This is a genomic window from Rhizobium laguerreae (genome assembly GCF_002008165.1).
Classification (GTDB): Bacteria; Pseudomonadota; Alphaproteobacteria; order Rhizobiales; family Rhizobiaceae; genus Rhizobium; species Rhizobium laguerreae.
On sequence record NZ_MRDM01000011.1, the window covers coordinates 421,743 to 439,761 of the forward strand.

General features: G+C 60.2%; 14 protein-coding genes. 5 read left to right on the forward strand and 9 right to left on the reverse strand.

Annotated elements, in window-relative coordinates:
* Window positions 1-120: 120 nt before the first annotated feature.
* The 3 genes from BS630_RS14535 to htpX all read right to left on the reverse strand — a co-directional run bounded on the left by BS630_RS14535 (window position 121) and on the right by htpX (window position 4,350).
* Entirely contained in the window at window positions 121-1,794 is a 1,674-nt protein-coding gene (locus BS630_RS14535) for a heparinase II/III family protein (RefSeq protein WP_077978012.1), read from the reverse strand.
* 214 nt (window positions 1,795-2,008) lie between these two features.
* Window positions 2,009-3,397, reverse strand: a complete 1,389-nt coding sequence (locus BS630_RS14540; protein ID WP_077978013.1) for an RsmB/NOP family class I SAM-dependent RNA methyltransferase — start codon at window positions 3,395-3,397, stop codon at window positions 2,009-2,011.
* Window positions 3,388-4,350 (reverse strand): zinc metalloprotease HtpX, encoded by a 963-nt coding sequence (htpX, locus tag BS630_RS14545; protein WP_077978014.1) that lies wholly within the window; start codon window positions 4,348-4,350, stop codon window positions 3,388-3,390. Before htpX ends, BS630_RS14540 begins: the two co-directional genes overlap by 10 nt.
* A 110-nt stretch (window positions 4,351-4,460) precedes the next feature.
* Between htpX and BS630_RS14550 the strand changes: the two genes are divergently transcribed.
* On the forward strand, window positions 4,461-4,685 hold the full coding sequence (locus BS630_RS14550) for a DUF1674 domain-containing protein (RefSeq protein ID WP_065282598.1): 225 nt from the start codon (window positions 4,461-4,463) through the stop codon (window positions 4,683-4,685).
* Window positions 4,686-4,915: 230 nt separating this feature from the next.
* On the opposite strand, the gene acs is transcribed toward BS630_RS14550, so the two are convergent.
* On the reverse strand, window positions 4,916-6,871 hold the full coding sequence (gene acs, locus BS630_RS14555) for an acetate--CoA ligase (RefSeq protein WP_077978015.1): 1,956 nt from the start codon (window positions 6,869-6,871) through the stop codon (window positions 4,916-4,918).
* 228 nt (window positions 6,872-7,099) lie between these two features.
* On the opposite strand from acs, the gene BS630_RS14560 reads away from it, so the two are divergent.
* Window positions 7,100-7,804: a DUF1013 domain-containing protein gene (locus BS630_RS14560; RefSeq protein ID WP_003544022.1), complete on the forward strand. Its 705-nt coding sequence runs from the start codon at window positions 7,100-7,102 to the stop codon at window positions 7,802-7,804.
* A gap of 78 nt (window positions 7,805-7,882) precedes the next feature.
* On the opposite strand, the gene BS630_RS14565 is transcribed toward BS630_RS14560, so the two are convergent.
* The 3 genes from BS630_RS14565 to BS630_RS14575 form a co-directional block, all read right to left on the reverse strand.
* A complete protein-coding gene (locus BS630_RS14565; RefSeq protein WP_077978016.1) occupies window positions 7,883-8,818 on the reverse strand; it encodes a flagellin N-terminal helical domain-containing protein in 936 nt (311 codons plus the stop codon).
* A 256-nt stretch (window positions 8,819-9,074) separates the two neighbouring features.
* The gene (locus BS630_RS14570) at window positions 9,075-10,985 is read right to left on the reverse strand and encodes a propionyl-CoA synthetase (RefSeq protein ID WP_077978017.1); all 1,911 of its coding nucleotides are present in this window, start codon (window positions 10,983-10,985) and stop codon (window positions 9,075-9,077) included.
* A gap of 75 nt (window positions 10,986-11,060) precedes the next feature.
* Window positions 11,061-11,720, reverse strand: a complete 660-nt coding sequence (locus BS630_RS14575; RefSeq protein WP_077978087.1) for a YggS family pyridoxal phosphate-dependent enzyme — start codon at window positions 11,718-11,720, stop codon at window positions 11,061-11,063.
* Window positions 11,721-11,920: 200 nt separating this feature from the next.
* On the opposite strand from BS630_RS14575, the gene leuS reads away from it, so the two are divergent.
* Genes leuS through holA form a run of 3 tightly spaced genes read left to right on the forward strand, consistent with a single transcriptional unit; the run spans window position 11,921 to window position 16,113 of the window.
* Window positions 11,921-14,551: a leucine--tRNA ligase gene (gene leuS / locus BS630_RS14580; protein ID WP_077978018.1), complete on the forward strand. Its 2,631-nt coding sequence runs from the start codon at window positions 11,921-11,923 to the stop codon at window positions 14,549-14,551.
* Window positions 14,541-15,062 carry an LPS assembly lipoprotein LptE gene (lptE, locus tag BS630_RS14585; RefSeq protein WP_077978019.1) on the forward strand — a complete coding sequence of 174 codons (522 nt, stop codon included), beginning with the start codon at window positions 14,541-14,543 and terminating at the stop codon, window positions 15,060-15,062. Before leuS ends, lptE begins: the two co-directional genes overlap by 11 nt.
* Window positions 15,063-15,072: 10 nt before the next feature.
* Window positions 15,073-16,113, forward strand: coding sequence for a DNA polymerase III subunit delta (gene holA / locus BS630_RS14590; protein ID WP_077978020.1), 1,041 nt, complete (start codon window positions 15,073-15,075; stop codon window positions 16,111-16,113).
* Window positions 16,114-16,309: 196 nt separating this feature from the next.
* On the opposite strand, the gene BS630_RS14595 is transcribed toward holA, so the two are convergent.
* Entirely contained in the window at window positions 16,310-17,191 is an 882-nt protein-coding gene (locus BS630_RS14595) for a ParB/RepB/Spo0J family partition protein (RefSeq protein WP_017962618.1), read from the reverse strand.
* A 32-nt stretch (window positions 17,192-17,223) separates the two neighbouring features.
* Entirely contained in the window at window positions 17,224-18,018 is a 795-nt protein-coding gene (locus BS630_RS14600; RefSeq protein WP_077978021.1) for a ParA family protein, read from the reverse strand.
* Window position 18,019 lies beyond the last annotated feature (1 nt).

Genomic DNA, 18,019 nt, shown 5'->3' on the forward strand with positions numbered 1-18,019 from the left:
CAAACAGGCGTCAGCGCATGACGCCAAAAAGCACGAGCCATTTTTGGACGGCATCGTACTTTACTTCTTTGATGTGGATGCGATCCCGATTTTGGCCGCTCGGCTCAAAATCATCCGCTTCTAACCTTTGCGGGACAAAAACCAGCGGATTTCGGTCTTCTCGGCAAGATCGAAATCGATCTCGATCTGGTCCGAGCCGCAGATGCCGGAGCTGTCGGCAAAGAAGATATCCTCGGCGATCAGCACTTCATTGCCGGGTGCGGAAAACAGCCAGCTTTCGCCGTCCGGCGCCGTCAGCAGCACGGACTCCCCGTCACTCTGATGCAGGACGATCGACGGATGGATATGAAAACGGGCGACGGCCTTCAGGGGCTCGTCACTCTCATATCCTTCGCGGACGACGAGCCGGTCGCGGCCGGTCACGATCGAACCTGCGGCATTGAGTGTCAGCTCACGCTCGTGCAGCACCCCGAACACCCTGAGATAACCGTCATGGCTGAGCTTTATGCCGTCGCGTCCGTCTTCGGTTTCGGCACGCTCGACGGTGATTGTCCTCACCGGTTCGGTGATTGCGTGGTTCAGGAAGGGCGAAGGCGAAAAGCGGCTGGACGAGGTGTCGTTGAGGATAACGGTCGAATGCGCCGCCGTCGTGCGCGCCATCTGGACATAACGATGCCCGGCAAATTTCGGCGAACCCGAATTGACGATGAAGCGATGACGTCCGGACGACATCTCGAAGGAGAGGCTGCCGGCATGCGCGGTCCGAAGCGCGCCTCCCGAAGGCGGCGTGCCGGTATCGGCAATGATCACCGTCTTGCCTCCGGAAAGCCGCTGATAACGCGAATGCGGCAAAGCCTTGAACGGCTGACCGGCGGTCTCGTCATATCTGAGCACCGACATCAGCTCGTTTGCGAGCGTGGAGGTCGCCCCGTTGAAGAGCGCCAGGTCTCCGTCCTGATGGCGAAAAAACCGCAGTGCCGGATAGATGCGATCTATGCCGGAGATCAGTTTCTGCGGCAGGTCATGGCCGAGATTGACATAGGTCTGCCGGAGCGGCAGCAGATCGAGCAGCAATTCCAGCCCGACGCGCGGATTGCGCGACACATGGCCGCCATCCGGCAGAATCTGGCTATCGAATTCGCGGTCGAGCGCCTGCGCCGCCCTTCTGAGCGTAGAGGCGCGCGCCGGCATGGCGACGGAGGCCATGGCCAGCGCGATACGCAGCCGAAACAGCTCCAGGCCGCCGAGGGTGAACGGCGCCATCCGGTGCAGGAACCTCACCTGGAACGCCAGCGACTTCATGAAGCGGCGATAAAAGCCGCGATCGGCATTCTGCAGTACCACCGGCGAATGCGACAGCCAGGCAATAACGCGCTGAGCGGTGACGTCGGTTTCCCAGGCAATCCCCTCCATGCGACCGGCATGGATGGAAAGCCAGCTGTCGACGATCGCGCGGGCGACAGCCGAACTACGCTCCGTCTTGTTCGCCCGCATATGCCGCAGCCAGCCGAAGCTGTGAAGACGGATCGCGAAGGGGCGTGAGGGCAGGGTGAAGGTGAAGGGCGACTTCTCGTTGGTTTCCAGCATGCGCCCGGCGAGGAGAAACCGTCCGTTGAGGATCTCGTCGGCCACATGCGGATCGATGCTGCGCAGATCGGTCGGTGCTACGATCAGACGCTCCGGCACCTTGATTGAATGGCGAAAGAGCTTCAGGCGCAACAACGCGACGCGGCGCAAGGCGCGCCGCCAAGCCTCCCGAACATACATGCTCGCAAAACGCCGACCGGACTGCATATTCTATTGTCTATTGACCCTCGTGGTTAAGAATAGGTGAAAAGTGGCCGATTTCATCGTCCGCAATGAATTAATTCGTGACAAAGTTCGAATATACGCACATTGACGCGTTTCACCTGAAATCATGCGAGCGGTTTGGAGAACGGCATGCGTGACACGAGGCTATGAAGCACCTCGTACAGCCCAGGCTCGCCGCGAGCGCTCAAGCCTGCAATCAAGCCATGCGCCGCAGCACAGCCGCATAGAAGCCGTCGAGACCGGAGCCGATGCCGTCAGGCATTTTCAGCATGGTGGGAAGCGTACGGAATTCACCGAGCGGCGTGATCGCCGCCTCAAGGCCAGGCCAGTCTCCGGCGCCGATCGGAACGCGCTCGATTGCATCCGTATCGGACAGAACACGGGCGACGACGTCCTCACCCTCGACAGGATCGAGCGAACAATTCGAAAAAACCAGCGTGCCGCCCGGCTTCAGTAATCTTAGCGCGTGTCGCAGCAGCCGTTCCTGCAGCGCCGCCAGCCTGGCGATATCCTCAGCTCCCTTGGTCCACAACACGTCGGGGTGTCGACGCGTCGTGCCGGTGGAAGAGCAAGGGGCATCGAGCAGGATCGCGTCAAAACGCTCCGCCGGCTCGAATGTCGTCAGATCTGCCGCAATCGTCTCCGCTTTGAGACCGAGCCGGTCGAGATTCGACCGCAGCCGTCTCAGCCGGTTTTCCGACTGGTCGAGGGCGGTGACTGCGCCGCCGGCAAGGATGAGCTGCGCCGTCTTGCCGCCGGGTGCGGCACAGAGATCGGCGGTACGTCTGCCCGAGAGATCGCCGAAAAGCTTCGCAGGGATGCTTGCCGCCGCATCCTGCACCCACCACGCGCCCTCATCGAAGCCTTCGAGCGAGGGGATACCGCCGTCGAAGGCGGCGAGACGAATACCGCCTGTGGGCAGGACGACACCGTTCAGCCGCTTCGCCCAGCCTTGGGGGTCGGACTTGACGGTCAGATCGATTGCTGCCGGTTCGAGCTGGGATTCCGAAATTGCCAGCGCCGCGTCCCGGCCATAGGCCTTTTCCAGCCTGGCGATAAACCAGGCCGGCATCGGCGCGACCTTGCCGATCTCATCGAGAACCTGTTCCTTCTCGCGGCCGAGCCGGCGAAGAATGGCATTGACCAGCTTGGCAAAACGGCGATTGCGGGGATCCTGATTGGCCTGCTCGACGGCGAGATCGACGGCAGAATGATCCGGCACATCGAGATAGAGGATCTGCGCCGCTCCGATTGCGAGCACGTGATGCAGCGCCCTTGCGCCCTCCGGCAGCGGCGAATCCAGCAGCCCGGCAATCGCGGCATCGATGCGCGGCAGGTGGCGTAGCGTCGTGTTCAGGATGGCGCGGACGAGCGCCCGGTCGCTTTCGCCGAGCGCCCTATAGGCCGGATTGCCGTGTTCATGATCGAGAGCACCGTCGAGCGGCAGCTTGCGGTCGACGACGGCGCCGAGAATTTTTGCAGCCGCGGCCCGGGCCTGCAGGCCAGGCTTTGCCGGAGCGGATCGCTCGGTGGAGGGCTTATGCTTGCGGAATGGCTTCTTCGTGCCGTCTGAATTCAAGACCACGGACCTTTTGGCGGTTGCGAACCACCGCGACCAAGACCCGTATCCGGAACAGAGCGCGATTTGCGCGACGGATTAGCAGCACGAGCCGGCGACGTCGAGACATTCATGCCGCCTTGCGCCATGTCGTGCAGCGCGGCGATGCGGTTTTCCGTGTTCGGATGCGTCGAAAACAGATTGTCCATGCGCTCGCCGGAGAGCGGATTGATGATGAACATATGCGCTGTCGCCGGGTTGCGCTCGGCATCCTCGTTCGGCACATGGGCAGCACCGCGCGCGATCTTGCCGAGCGCCGAGGCAAGCCAGAGCGGATTGCCGCAGATCTCGGCGCCGCGGCGGTCGGCCGAATATTCGCGGGTGCGGCTGATCGCCATCTGCACCAGGATGGCGGCGAGCGGCGCCACGATCATCGCGACGATGACGCCGACGAAGCCGAGAGGATTGCTGTTGTTCTCACGGTTGCCGCCGAAGAAGAAGGCGAAGTTGCCGAGCATGGAGATCGCGCCGGCAAGCGTTGCCGTGATCGTCATCGTCAACGTGTCGCGGTACTGGATGTGGGCCAGTTCATGCGCCATCACGCCTGCGACCTCCTCGGCAGATAAGGCGCTGAGCAGGCCGGTCGAGGCGGCGACGGCGGCATTGTCGGGATTGCGGCCAGTGGCGAAGGCATTCGGCTGTGGGCTGTCGTAAAGATAAACCTTCGGCATCGGCAGGCCGGCATTGCGGGCGAGGTCGCGCACGATCGCAAAGAATTCCGGCGCGTTGCGCTCATCGACCTCCTGGGCGCGATAGGCCGAAAGCACCATGCGGTCGGAATTCCAATAGGAGAAGAAATTCATGCCGGCGGCAATGACGAATGCGATCATCATGCCGGCCCGACCGCCGATCAGGAAGCCGACAAACATGAAAAGCGCCGTCATGAAGGCAAGCAACATGGCAGTGCGAACGAGGTTCATGGCGGATCTCCATCTCCAATTTCGGCACCACAAGCTTTCAATCCCGGCACCGGCGCATTATGATTTGGTTATTCATCAGCCATTTTCAATATTTCCGGCAGGAGACGGCCATGCAGGACGCCGATAACGACAACAGCGAAACGCCGACGGCCGAGGGATCCGAGCCGCCGCGCAAGATGCTGTCCCCGGCTGCCAGACGCGCCCTTGCCGAAGCCGAGGAGCGGCGAAAAAACCAGAAGCCGCTGGAGCTGCCGCCGGAGATCGGCGGCCGCGGCGGAGCCGAGCCGGCGCGTTTCGGCGATTACGAAATCAATGGCAGGGCGATCGATTTCTAAGCCAATATTGCTATTGGCTTCTCCGGCCGCAGCAGAATGGAGTTAAGAATCCGGCTAACGACATCTTAGGCGACAGGTATTTCAGCCACATCTAGCAGGCGTGACCTCGCCGGGAATGGTCTCAGGGCTTCGCCCATAAACATGCTTGGATGCCGTAAACCACGCATCGAATACGCGGAAACAAAAGAGCCGCCCCGGAAGCCCGAAAGGGACCGGAACGGCTCGATCTATCAGGCGGTCGCCTTGTTCTGCCGGTTGGCGATCAGATCGTCGACGACTGCCGGATCGGCGAGCGTCGAGGTATCGCCGAGCGCACCGAAATCGTCTTCGGCAATCTTGCGCAGGATGCGGCGCATGATCTTGCCGGAGCGGGTCTTCGGCAGGCCGGGCGCAAACTGGATCTTGTCGGGCGCGGCGATCGGGCCGATTTCGGCCCGCACATGTTTCACCAGTTCCTGGCGAAGCGTATCCGATCCCTCATGACCGGACATCAGCGTCACATAGCAATAAATGCCCTGGCCCTTGATCGGATGCGGATAACCAACGACCGCGGCTTCCGAAACCAGATTATGCGAGACAAGGGCGGATTCCACCTCCGCCGTGCCGAGCCGGTGGCCGGAGACGTTCAGCACATCGTCGACGCGGCCGGTGATCCAGTAATAACCGTCCGCATCGCGCCGGCAGCCATCGCCGGTGAAATACTTGCCCTTGTAGGTCGAAAAATAGGTCTGGATGAAGCGCTCGTGATCGCCATAGACCGTGCGCATCTGGCCCGGCCAGCTGTCGGTGATGCAGAGATTGCCGTCGGCAGGGCCTTCCAGCACCTTGCCCTCATTGTCGACCAACTCAGGCTTGACGCCGAAGAACGGGATCGTCGCAGAACCGGGCTTCAGATCGGTGGCGCCAGGCAGCGGCGTGATCATGTGGCCACCGGTCTCCGTCTGCCACCACGTATCGATGACAGGGCAACGCTTGTCGCCGACGACATTGTAGTACCATTCCCAAGCCTCGGGATTGATCGGCTCGCCGACCGTGCCGAGCAGGCGCAGCGAAGAGCGCGAGGAGCGCGTGACGAAGTCGTCGCCGGCACCCATCAGCGAGCGGATCGCCGTCGGCGCCGTATAGAAGATGTTGACCTTGTGCTTGTCGATGACTTCCCAGAAACGGCCCTGGTCCGGGAAGTTCGGCACGCCCTCGAACATCAGCGTCGTCGCGCAGTTCGCAAGCGGCCCATAGACGATATAGGAGTGGCCGGTCACCCAGCCGACATCGGCCGTACACCAGTAGACGTCGCCGTGGTGATAATCGAAGACATATTCATGCGTCATCGCCGCATAGACGAGATAACCGCCCGTCGTGTGCAGCACGCCCTTCGGCTTGCCGGTCGAGCCGGACGTATAAAGAATGAAGAGCGGGTCTTCCGCCTTCATCTTCACCGGCGGGCATTCCGCCTTCACGGTAGCAATCTCCTGATGATGCCAGAGGTCGCGGCCGGGCGCCCAGCCGGTCTTGCCGCCGGTGCGGCGAACGACCAGCACCTTGCTGACATGGACATGCTGGCGGGCGGCGATATGGATCGCCGTATCGGTATTGTCCTTCAGCGGCACCGGCTTGCCGCCGCGCAGGCCTTCGTCGCAGGTGATGACGAAGGTGGATTCGCAGTCGACGATGCGCCCGGCCAGCGCCTCGGGCGAGAAACCGCCGAAGACGACCGAATGCACCGCGCCGATGCGGGCGCAGGCGAGCATCGCATAGGCCGCTTCGGGGATCATCGGCATATAGATGGTGACGCGATCGCCCTTCTTGACGCCGTGTTTCTTCAACACGTTCGCCATCCGGCAGACATGCTCGTAGAGCTCGTTATAGGTGACCTTCTTGTCGATATAGGGGTTGTCGCCCTCCCAGATGATCGCCACCTGGTCGCCATTCGTTTTCAGATGACGGTCGATGCAATTGTAGGAGACGTTTGTCTGACCGTCCTCGAACCACTTGATCGAAACCTTGCCGGTAAAGGAAGTATTCTTGACCTTGGTATAGGGCTTGAACCAGTCGATGCGTTTGCCGTGTTTGCCCCAGAACTTTTCCGGGTTCTCGACGCTTTCCTCGTACCATTTCAGGTACTTTTCCTTGTCGATCAGGGCGCGCGCCTTCACCGGCTTCGTGACCGGATAGATCTTCTCCGACATGCAACTCCTCCTCATGGGACATGCGACGGACCGCGTGAGCTATGGCCCGGACTTGAAATCACGGCAATTCATAGCAGTTCGCATCGCCACGGCAATTAGACGAAGGTCATTTCATTTCGGAAGAATTGCAATTCTGCGACAGTGCGGTTATATAGCGGCATATTTCCCGGACATTGTGGTGACAATCCACGGACCGCGACCGGCGCGGACGATAGAAGGACTATATCCATGGCTCAAACACTGCTCATGCCGAAGGCGACAGCCATTTGGCTCGTCGACAATACGGCACTGTCTTTCGATCAGATTGCGCAGTTCTGCAAACTGCATCCGCTCGAAGTCAAGGCGATCGCCGACGGCGAAGCGGCGCAGGGCATCAAGGGCCTCGACCCGATCTCGACAGGACAGCTTTCCCGCGACGAGATTGCCCGCGCCGAGGCCAATCCGAACCACAAGCTGAAGCTTTCCGAACCGAAGGTGCGGGTGCCGGAATCCAAGCGCCGCGGTCCGCGTTATACCCCGGTTTCCAAGCGCCAGGACCGCCCGAACGCCATTCTCTGGCTCGTTCGCAACCATCCGGAGCTGAAGGACGCGCAGATTTCCCGCCTCGTCGGCACGACGAAATCGACGATCGAGCAGATCCGCGAGCGCACCCACTGGAACTCCGCCAATCTGGCGCCGATGGATCCGGTCACGCTCGGTCTCTGCAGCCAGATTGATCTCGACATGGAAGTGGAAAAGGCCTCCAAGGGCCGTCCGCTGCCGACCGCCGCCGAGCTTGGCGCGACGCTGCAATCGGCCCAGGAGACCGAGCGCCTGAGTCCGAGCTACGAGCGCGAGGAGGAAAAGGAAAAAGAAATAGACGCCGATGCCGTCTTCCGCAAGCTGAGCTCGCTACGCTCGGCGCCGAAGGACGAGGACGACGATCAGTACTGAGATATCAGCGATCTTATGAAAAACCCCGCCGGTATGAGCTGACCGGCGGGGTTTTTTATTGCGGATGACCTGTTTCGATTAGCTGCGGAACAGGGTGAGGATGTTCTGCGCCGAGGTATTGGCGATCGAGAGCGACTGGATGGCAAGCTGCTGCTGCGTCTGCAACGCCGATAGCTTGCTCGATTCCTCTTCCATATCGGCATCGACCAGGCGTCCGACACCGGAGTCGATCGAATCGTGCAAGCCACTGACGAAGGTTTCCTGCAGCTGGATACGGGTCGAGATCGAGCCGAGCGCCGAGCCGACGGCGGTCATGGCGCCGAGAACCAGTTCGATACCGGTCAGGGCTGCGTCGAGCTGACCCTGGGTGAAATTGGTGATGTCGAGAGCATATATCGACGGCATAACGATGACGGCGCCGCCATAGGTTCCGTTGAAGGCCGTACCAATGATACCGCTGGTCGTCTCGATCGCACCGGTACTGGTCATGCCGAAAAGCACGTTTCCGAGCGTGCCCGCATTGAGCACGTAGTCTGTCATCTTGACCGAAACGGCATTGCTGCCATCGCGCACGAAAGACGAAACGACGCTCTTCGTGCCGGAGGCGCCGGCAACCCAGTTTTCGCCGGAGAAGGACGCCGATTGGGCAATGCTGAGCAGTTGCTCCTGAAACTGGTCGAGTTCCTGCTGAATCTTCGTCTTGTCGACGCCCTTTTCGGTGGCGGCGACGATCTTGGCCTTGATTTCGCTGACGACATCGAGTGCGCTGTCCATGGCCGAATAGGCGGTATCGACTTTTGCCGCGCCGAGCCCGAGCGCGTCGGAGACGGCTGAAAGCGCCATGTTGTCGGAACGCATGGTCGTAGCAATCGACCAATAGGCGGCATTGTCGGCCGCTTTCTCCACACGATAACCCGATGAAACGCGACCCTGGGTGTCCTTGAGGCTATCGTTTACGCCGCGCAAAGTCTGCAGCGCTGCCATAGCAGCGTTGTTGGTGAGGATGCTTGTCATGATCCGTTCCACAATCGTTGAGAAAGGGGCAATCCGGACTACAGCGCCGCACGTCTTTCAGACGTGCAAAGGACGCTGTAGCACTTCAACTGCTGCATAATTTTGTCCTTAAATCGATTCCGATTTAAGAAATTATGCAGTAGGCCGGTAACGGCGACCGCGTCATGCAAAGCCTGCTATGCAAGCCATTGCCGTTAACAAATGCTTGCATCAACATAGTTAACAATTCCTCAATTAGGCTTACCGAAAGTTTAATTCACATCGGCAAGGAGCCTAAACCGCGTCCGCGCAGCGCCTCGGCAATTTCCTCTAAAATCGTTGGATCATCGATGGTTGCAGGCATTTTCCAGGGTATGCCGTCGGCGATCTTCTGCATCGTGCCGCGCAGTATTTTGCCGGAGCGTGTCTTCGGCAACCGATTAACGGTGATGGCCGTCTTGAAGGCGGCAACCGGCCCGATCGAATCACGAATCATCGCCACGACCTCTGATTCGATCGCCGTCGCGTCACGGGAAACATGTCGTTTCAGCACCAGGAAACCGCAGGGTGCCTGACCCTTCAGCGCATCGATCACGCCAATGACCGCGCATTCTGCGACATCGGGATGACGCGCACAGACCTCCTCCATCGCCCCTGTCGAGAGCCGATGACCGGCGCAATTGATGATGTCGTCGGTGCGCGACATGATGAAGAGATAGCCGTCCTCATCGACATAGCCGGCATCGGCCGTCTTGTAATAGCCGGAAAACTCATCGAGATAGGCCGAGCGAAAACGCTCGTCGGCGTTCCAGAGGGTCGGCAGGCAGCCGGGCGGGAGTGGCAGCTTCACGACGATATTGCCGAGCGTGCCCGCCTCGATCGGATGACCGGCATCGTCGAGCACCGCGATCTCATAGCCGGGCATCGGCAGCGCCGGCGACCCGTGCTTGACGGGAAGGGCGCCGAGACCAAGCGGATTTGCGACGATCGGCCAACCGGTTTCCGTCTGCCACCAATGATCGACGACGGGTATGCCAAGCAGGCGCTCGGCCCATTTCAAGGTCTCCGGATCCGCCCTCTCGCCGGCAAGAAATAGTGCGCGCAGATCCGGCATGGGATATTTGCGCATCAGTTCACCGTCACCGTCCTCCCGCCGGATGGCGCGGAATGCCGTCGGCGCTGTGAAGAGCACCCGCACCTGATATTCCGAAACGATGCGCCAAAATGTGCCGGCATCCGGAGTGCCGACCGGTTTTCCCTCGAAGATCAGAGTGGTTACGCCTGATAGCAGCGGGGCATAGACGATATAGGAATGCCCGACGACCCAGCCGATATCCGAAGCCGTCCAGAAGACCTCGCCCGGCTTCAAGCCGTAGATATTCCGCATCGACCAGTTGAGCGCGACCATATGGCCGCCATTGTCGCGCACCACGCCCTTCGGTTGGCCCGTCGTGCCCGAGGTATAGAGGATGTAGAGCGGATCGGTCGCCTTGACGGAGACACAGGCGATCTTATGGCCACGATGCCGCGCCACCGCCGCCTCGAAATCCTGATCGCGGCGGCTGACGAGATCTGCCCGAAGCTCCGGCCGCTGCAGCACCAGACAGCACTCCGGCTTCGAATGCGCGATCTCGATCGCCTGATCGACCAGTGGCTTGTAGGCGACGATGCGGCCGGGCTCGAGCCCGCAGCTCGCGGTAATCACCAGCTTCGCAGCGCAATCGTCGATGCGCGCCGCAAGTTCGCTTGCGGCAAACCCGCCGAAAACGACGGAGTGGACCGCACCGATGCGGGCGCAGGCGAGCATCGAAAAGACCGCCTGCGGCACCATCGGCATATAAAGGATGACGCGATCGCCTTTGCCGATGCCGCGCTCGACCAACGCTGCCGCGATGGCCATCACCTCGCCAAGCACCTCATCATAGGTGAAACGGCGCTTCTCGCCGTTCATTGCGCTGTCGAAGATGACCGCTGTCTCGCCGCCGCGGCCGGCAGCCACATGCCGGTCCAGGCAATTGTGGCATGTATTGGTTTCCGCGCCTGAGAACCAACGGCCATAGACGCCGTCATTCGGCGAGAACACCCGTTCCGCTGGCTTGAACCAGTCGATGTCACTGGCCGCTTTGTGCCAGAAGGCTTCGGGATCGCGTTTCCAGGCCGCATAGGCCTGATGATAGCCGTTCCGCATTTGCTCCTCCCCAGGACATGCAAACCTAATCTAGGCGGCATTAAGGGGAACAGGAAGCCCGACCAAAGCAGCGTTTCAGCGCGTGCCAAAAATCGCCGACCCCACACGCACGCTGGTGGCGCCGAAGGCGATCGCCGTCCCGTAGTCGCCCGACATGCCCATGGAAAGTTTTCCGACGCCGCATTTGAGCGCGAGCTTTGCCAGCAGAGCGAAATGCGGTCCGGGATTTTCCTCGGCCGGCGGAATGCACATCAAACCTTCGATCGAAAGGCCGAGTTCGTCGCGGCAAAGAGCGACGAAGGCCGGCGTGTCGTCAGGAGCGATGCCGGCCTTCTGCGGTTCGAGCCCGGTATTGACCTGGACATAGAGCCGTAGCGCCTTGCCTTGCCGCCTCATCTCCTCGGCAAGTGCGCGGGCGATCTTTTCCCGGTCCACTGTCTCGATGACGTCGAAAAGCGCCACAGCATCCGCCGCCTTGTTCGATTGCAGCGGTCCGATCAGATGCAGCTCGATATCCTGATGCTCGGCCTTCAGCGCCGGCCACTTGCCCTGGCTTTCCTGCACCCGGTTTTCCCCGAAGACACGCTGCCCGCCTTCGATGGCCGGGCGGATCGCGTCCGCCTCGAAGGTCTTCGACACCGCGACGAGTTGAACGGAACCCGCCGAACGGCCTGCTTCGCGTTCCGCGGCGGCGATCCGCGACCGCACCTCGTTCAAGCGCTCTTGAAGTTCCATCATTGTGCCTCGACATACCTGCATGAAAGGATTGGAATGAACTAGCCAGCCATTCTGTGCTTGCCAAGTCCCGTCCCGGCGAAATCGCCTGGTCACGATCAAGATCGCGCGCTTGCAGCGCCTGCAAAACTTGACGCTACGGTGGTTTCATGGTGAAGGTCTCGACCAACCTCCCCTGATTTTCCGGAAATACGAATACCATGGCCACCGAACGTTATAATCCGCGCGATGCCGAGCCCCGCTGGCAGCAGAAATGGAATGAAGACAAGGTCTTCGAGACCGACAATGCCGATCCGCGCGAAAAATATTACGTCCTCGAAATGTTCCCCTATCCGTCGGGGCGCATCCATATGGGTCATGTCCGCAATTACGCCATGGGCGACGTCGTCGCCCGCTACAAGCGCGCCCGCGGTTACAACGTGCTGCATCCAATGGGCTGGGACGCCTTCGGCATGCCGGCGGAGAATGCCGCCATGGAGCGCGGCGTTCACCCCGCCTCCTGGACGTACCAGAATATCGGCTCGATGAAGGCGCAGCTGAAGGCCATGGGTCTTTCGCTGGACTGGAGCCGTGAATTCGCCACCTGCGACGTCGAATATTACCAGCACCAGCAGCATCTCTTCCTGGATTTCCTGGAAAAGGGCTTGGTCTATCGCAAGCAGTCGAAGGTCAACTGGGATCCTGTCGACAACACCGTGCTCGCCAACGAACAGGTGATCGACGGCCGCGGCTGGCGTTCCGGCGCGCTGGTCGAACAGCGCGAACTGACGCAATGGTTCTTCAAGATCACCGACTTCAGCCAGGATCTGCTCGACGCGCTGGATACGCTCGACCAGTGGCCGGAAAAAGTGCGGCTGATGCAGAAGAACTGGATCGGCCGCTCGGAAGGCCTGACGATCCGCTGGGAGATCGTGCCGGAAACGGCACCTGCCGGCGAGAGCGAAGTGACGGTCTATACCACCCGGCCGGACACGCTGTTCGGCGCTTCCTTCCTGGCAATCGCCGCCGATCATCCGCTGGCGAAGGATGCCGCCGCGAAGAACCCTGATATCGACGCCTTCTGCGACGAGTGCCGCCGCGCCGGCACCTCGCTCGCAGCACTCGAGACCGCCGAAAAGAAGGGCATGGATACCGGTATCCGCGTCCGACACCCGCTCGATCCCTCCTGGGAACTTCCGGTCTACATCGCCAATTTCGTCTTGATGGATTATGGCACGGGCGCGATCTTCGGCTGCCCCTCGGGCGACCAGCGCGACCTTGATTTTGCCCGCAAGTATGACCTGCCGGTGGTGGCCGTCGTCATGCCGAGAGATGGCGACGCGGCAAGCTTTTCCGTCGACGACACGGCTTATGACGGCGATGGCGTGATGATCAATTCGCGCTTCCTCGACGGCAAGACGACCGAGGAAGCCTTCAATATCGTTGCCGACCGGCTGTCGGCTGCTTCGCTCGGCAATGCCCCGCAGGGCGAACGCAAGGTCAATTTCCGTCTCCGCGACTGGGGCATTTCCCGCCAGCGTTATTGGGGCTGCCCGATCCCGGTCATCCATTGCGAGGATTGCGGTGTCGTGCCGGTGCCGAAGGCGGACCTGCCGGTCAAGCTGCCTGACGACGTCACCTTCGACCAGCCGGGCAATCCGCTCGACCGTCATCCGACCTGGCGCCATGTCTCCTGCCCGAACTGCGGCAAGGATGCCCGCCGCGAGACGGATACGATGGACACCTTCGTCGATTCGAGCTGGTATTTCACCCGCTTCACCGCGCCCTGGGAAGGAAAGCCGACGGATCCGGAGGCGGCAAACCGCTGGCTGCCGGTCGACCAGTATATAGGCGGCATCGAGCACGCGATCCTGCACTTGCTCTATTCCCGCTTCTTCACCCGCGCCATGCGCGAGACCGGTCACGTCGCCGCCACCGAACCTTTCAAGGGTCTCTTCACCCAGGGCATGGTGGTCCACGAAACCTATAGCCGCGGCGCCGGCGCCAGCCGTGAATGGGTGGCACCCGCCGATATCCGCATCGACGAACTCGACGGAAAACGCCGAGCCTTCCTGTTGACGAACAATGAGGAAGTTGCGATCGGCTCGATCGAGAAGATGTCGAAATCGAAAAAGAACGTTGTCGATCCCGACGATATCATCGCCTCCTACGGCGCCGATACCGCCCGTTTCTTCGTTCTGTCCGACTCCCCACCCGAGCGTGACGTCATCTGGTCCGAAGCGGGCGTCGAAGGCGCTCATCGTTTCACTCAGCGTCTGTGGCGCTTGATTTCCGAAGCAGCCGACGCGCTCTCCGCCGTCGCACCTGCGCCGGCAACCGATGGGGAAGCGTTGTCAATTTCGCAGGCCGCCCACAAGACGCTCAAGGCTGTCGAGAACGACTATGACAAGCTCTGGTTCAACAAGGCCGTTGCCCGAATTTATGAACTCGTCAACGCGCTGGCCGCACCGATGACGAGGGTCGCGGCAGGTGAGGGTGATGCCACCTATCGCGCGGCGGTGCGCGATGCCGCCGAGATTCTGATTCAGCTCGTCTCTCCGATGACGCCGCATCTGGCTGAGGAATGCTGGGCCGCGCTCGGCAATGAAGGCCTGCTTGCCCGGGCAAGCTGGCCGCAGTACGACGAAACGCTCGTCATCGAAAACGATGTCGTCATGCCGGTACAGATCAACGGCAAGAAACGCGCTGAATTGACAATTTCTCGCGATGCAGATCAGAATGCCGTCACCAACGCCGTGCTGGATCTGGATGCGGTGAAGAACGCGCTGAACGGACAAGCACCGAAGAAGATCATCGTGGTTGCCCAAAGGATTGTAAACATTGTCGTTTGATATCGCTTGCAAGCTGGCCCGCAATGCCGGCATCGCCATGATCCTTGCCTCGGCGGCTTTTCTCTCCGCCTGCCAGGTCCGACCGCTTTATTCCGAGAGTTCCGGTGTCGTCGAAAAGCTTTCCTCTGTCGGCTTTTCCCCAGCAAGCAGCCGCGTCGAACAGCAGGTGCGCAATCGCCTGATCTTCCTTGCGTCGCGCGGTGCCGGTGAAGCGGTAAACCCGCAATATCAGGTTGAAATTCGCGCTACCTCGTCTGTTGCCGATACGCTCCTGAGGGATTCCTCGGACACATCGCGAGCCGGTCGTGTGACCGTCAGCGTCACCTACACGCTGCGCGCGGCGACCGACGATCATGTCATCAAGGCCGGCAGCCGCGCTACCACGGCGCTGGTGGATTTTTCCGAACAGGAATTCGCCAAGCAGCGGGCGATCCGTGATGCCGAGAACCGCGCGGCGGATCAGGTGGCGGAGTTCGTGGGATCCGATATCGCCGCTGCCCTCAGCCGCTGAGGGCGGAGATGTGGCGGAGATAAAATCCCACGAATTCGAGACATTCCTGCAGAAATCGGCGCGGAACTATCGGATTTACGTCATCTACGGGCCGGATCGCGGTCTTGTTTCCGAACGGGCAGGCCTGCTCGCCGGCAAGAGCGGTGTCGCTCTCGATGATCCCTTCTCGCTGACCAAGCTCGATATCGGCGACCTGCAAAAAGACCCCGGTCGGTTGGTCGACGAGGTCCAGTCGATCGGGCTGTTCGGCGGCGAGAAACTGATCTGGATCCGCGGTGCCGCCAACGAGAAATACCTCGTCGATTCCTTGGCGCTGCTGGCCGAAAAACCACTCGAAGCCGCCTATCTGATCATCGAGGCCGGTGACCTCAAGAAGGGTTCCCTGCTGCGCAAGACCGCGGAAGCCGCCAGATCCGTCATGACGATCCCCTCCTACGCCGATGACAGTCGCGCCCTGAATGCATTGATCGATACAGAACTCGGTGCAGAGAAGCTCGGCATTACGCCGACCGCGCGACAAGCGCTGATCGCGTTGATCGGCGGCGACAGGATCGCTTCCCGAAACGAGGTACGCAAGCTTGCTCTTTACTGCCGGGGCTTCGATACGGTCGAAGAACATCACGTTACCGAAATAATCGGCGACGCCAGCGCCATCTCGGTTGACGACGCCGTCGATGCCATCCTCGGCGGTGATCTCAACGCCTTTCTGCACGCCATGCAAAAGATCAGCAGTTCGAAAACCGCGATCTTTCTGGTTCTGCAGGCATGCCTGAAGCAATTCCAGCTTCTGGATTCGATGCGCGCCGAAATGGATGAAAAGCGGCTGCAGCCGCCTCAAGTCATGCAGACAATGGGGCGGCATCTACACTTCCGCCGCAAGCCGATCATCGAACAGGCGCTGCGCCAGTGGACCGCGGAAAGCATCGCCCGTGAATCCAATCGGCTACAGGCCGCTATTCTGCAAACCAGACGGCGGCAGGTGCTGGAAGACAGCGTTGCGATGCAAACGCTTCTGTCCACCACCCTTCAATCCGGCCGGAAATCCGCCTGAACCAGCGCACGTCGGCCCAAAAAATCATAACCGATTTTAGGAAAGCACGGTGCGTTGTTTCAAGGAGTTAAAGCCTCGATGCTCTAGAGCATGATGCCGAAAAGCGCGAGCGGTTTTCGGACGACATCATGCTCTAACTATATAATGTGGAACAGGATTCAGATTTTAGGCCGACCCGGCCTAAAATCATCCTGTTCTAGCGCCTCTCGAGCAAGCGGCAGATTTCCTCGAGCTGCTCTAGCGACTTATAGGAAATTTTGATCTGGCCGCCGCTTGCCTTGTGATTGATCGCAACATCAAGGCCGAGCGCATCGGAAAGTGTCCGTTCCAGCGCCAGCGTGTCTGAATCTTTCTGATCTCGCCGCAAGGCCGCCTGCTGCGGCTCCGATTGGGCCTTGATATTGTTTTGCGCCAGCTTTTCCGCATCACGCACCGACATGCCCTTGGCAACGATCGTACGGGCAAGACTTGCCGGATCGGATGTCGAAACCAGTGCGCGCGCGTGGCCAGCCGATAGGCTGCCGGCAGCAAGCAGATCGCGAACCGGATCAGGCAATTTCAACAGGCGCAACGAGTTAGCAACATGGCTGCGGCTTTTGCCGATAATTTCGCCGAGGTCGTTCTGGGTGTAGCCGTATTCCGCGATCAGCTGCTCATAGCCCAAGGCCTCTTCGAGGGCATTGAGATCCGCGCGCTGGACGTTTTCGACAATGGCGATTTCCAACGCCGTCTTATCATCCACATCACGGATAATGACCGGAATCTCGATCAGCCCGGCAAGCTGAGCTGCGCGCCAGCGTCGTTCGCCGGCGATGATCTCATATCGATCCCGCGACATCGTCCGCACAACAATCGGCTGAACGATACCGTGTTGACGAATGGAGCTTGCGAGATCGTGCAGCTCCGAGTCATCGAAGAACCGACGGGGATTGCGGGGGTTGCGGCTGACGAACTCGATCGGGATCATTCTGTCGGCGCTGATAGTCCGCTCGGCTTCCACCGGGACAGGCTGATCCATTTCACCAATCAGCGCCGCAAGGCCGCGGCCCAATCGCCTCTTTGATACATCGTCATTCATGATCTACACTCACCTACACCCCTAAAATGATATCACGCGGCCAGTCTTTGGCGTTCCCGCTGGATGACCTCGGAGGCCAGCTGCAGATAGGCCTGACTGCCCGCGCACTTCAAGTCATAGAGAATAGCCGGCTTACCGTAGGACGGAGCCTCGGACACCCGGACATTGCGCGGAATTAACGTATGGTAAACCTTGTCCCCGAGATGCGTACGCACGTCATTGACAACCTGCTGGGCAAGATTGTTGCGCGCATCGAACATCGTCAAGACGATACCCTGAATATCCAGACGCGGGTTCACTGTCCGCCGAACCTGGCTGACGGTCTCAAGCAGCTGGCTCAATCCCTCCAGCGCAAAAAATTCACATTGCAGCGGCACCAAGACCGAATGCGCCGCCGCCATAGCATTCATCGTCAGCAGATTGAACGACGGCGGGCAATCCAGAAGAATATAAGAAAACGCCATGGCTTCCGACGAAGACAGCGCTTTCCGCAATTTAAACACCCGATCGCTCTGCTGCGAGATTTCCATCTCGATGCCAAGAAGATCCATCGTCGACGGGACGATAAACAGATTAGGAACCGCTGTTTCGAGAGTCACTTCGGGAATCCCACGATCACCGACCATCAGATCGTAGGAGGACAGCTTACGATCACGACGATCGATACCGAGCCCAGTGCTGGCATTGCCCTGCGGATCGAGATCGACGATCAGGACGCGCTCGCCAATAGCCGCAAGCGCCGTTGCCAGATTGATTGCGGTGGTCGTTTTGCCAACGCCACCCTTCTGATTTGCGATGGTGATAATCCGATGTCGTTCGCCAGCCATT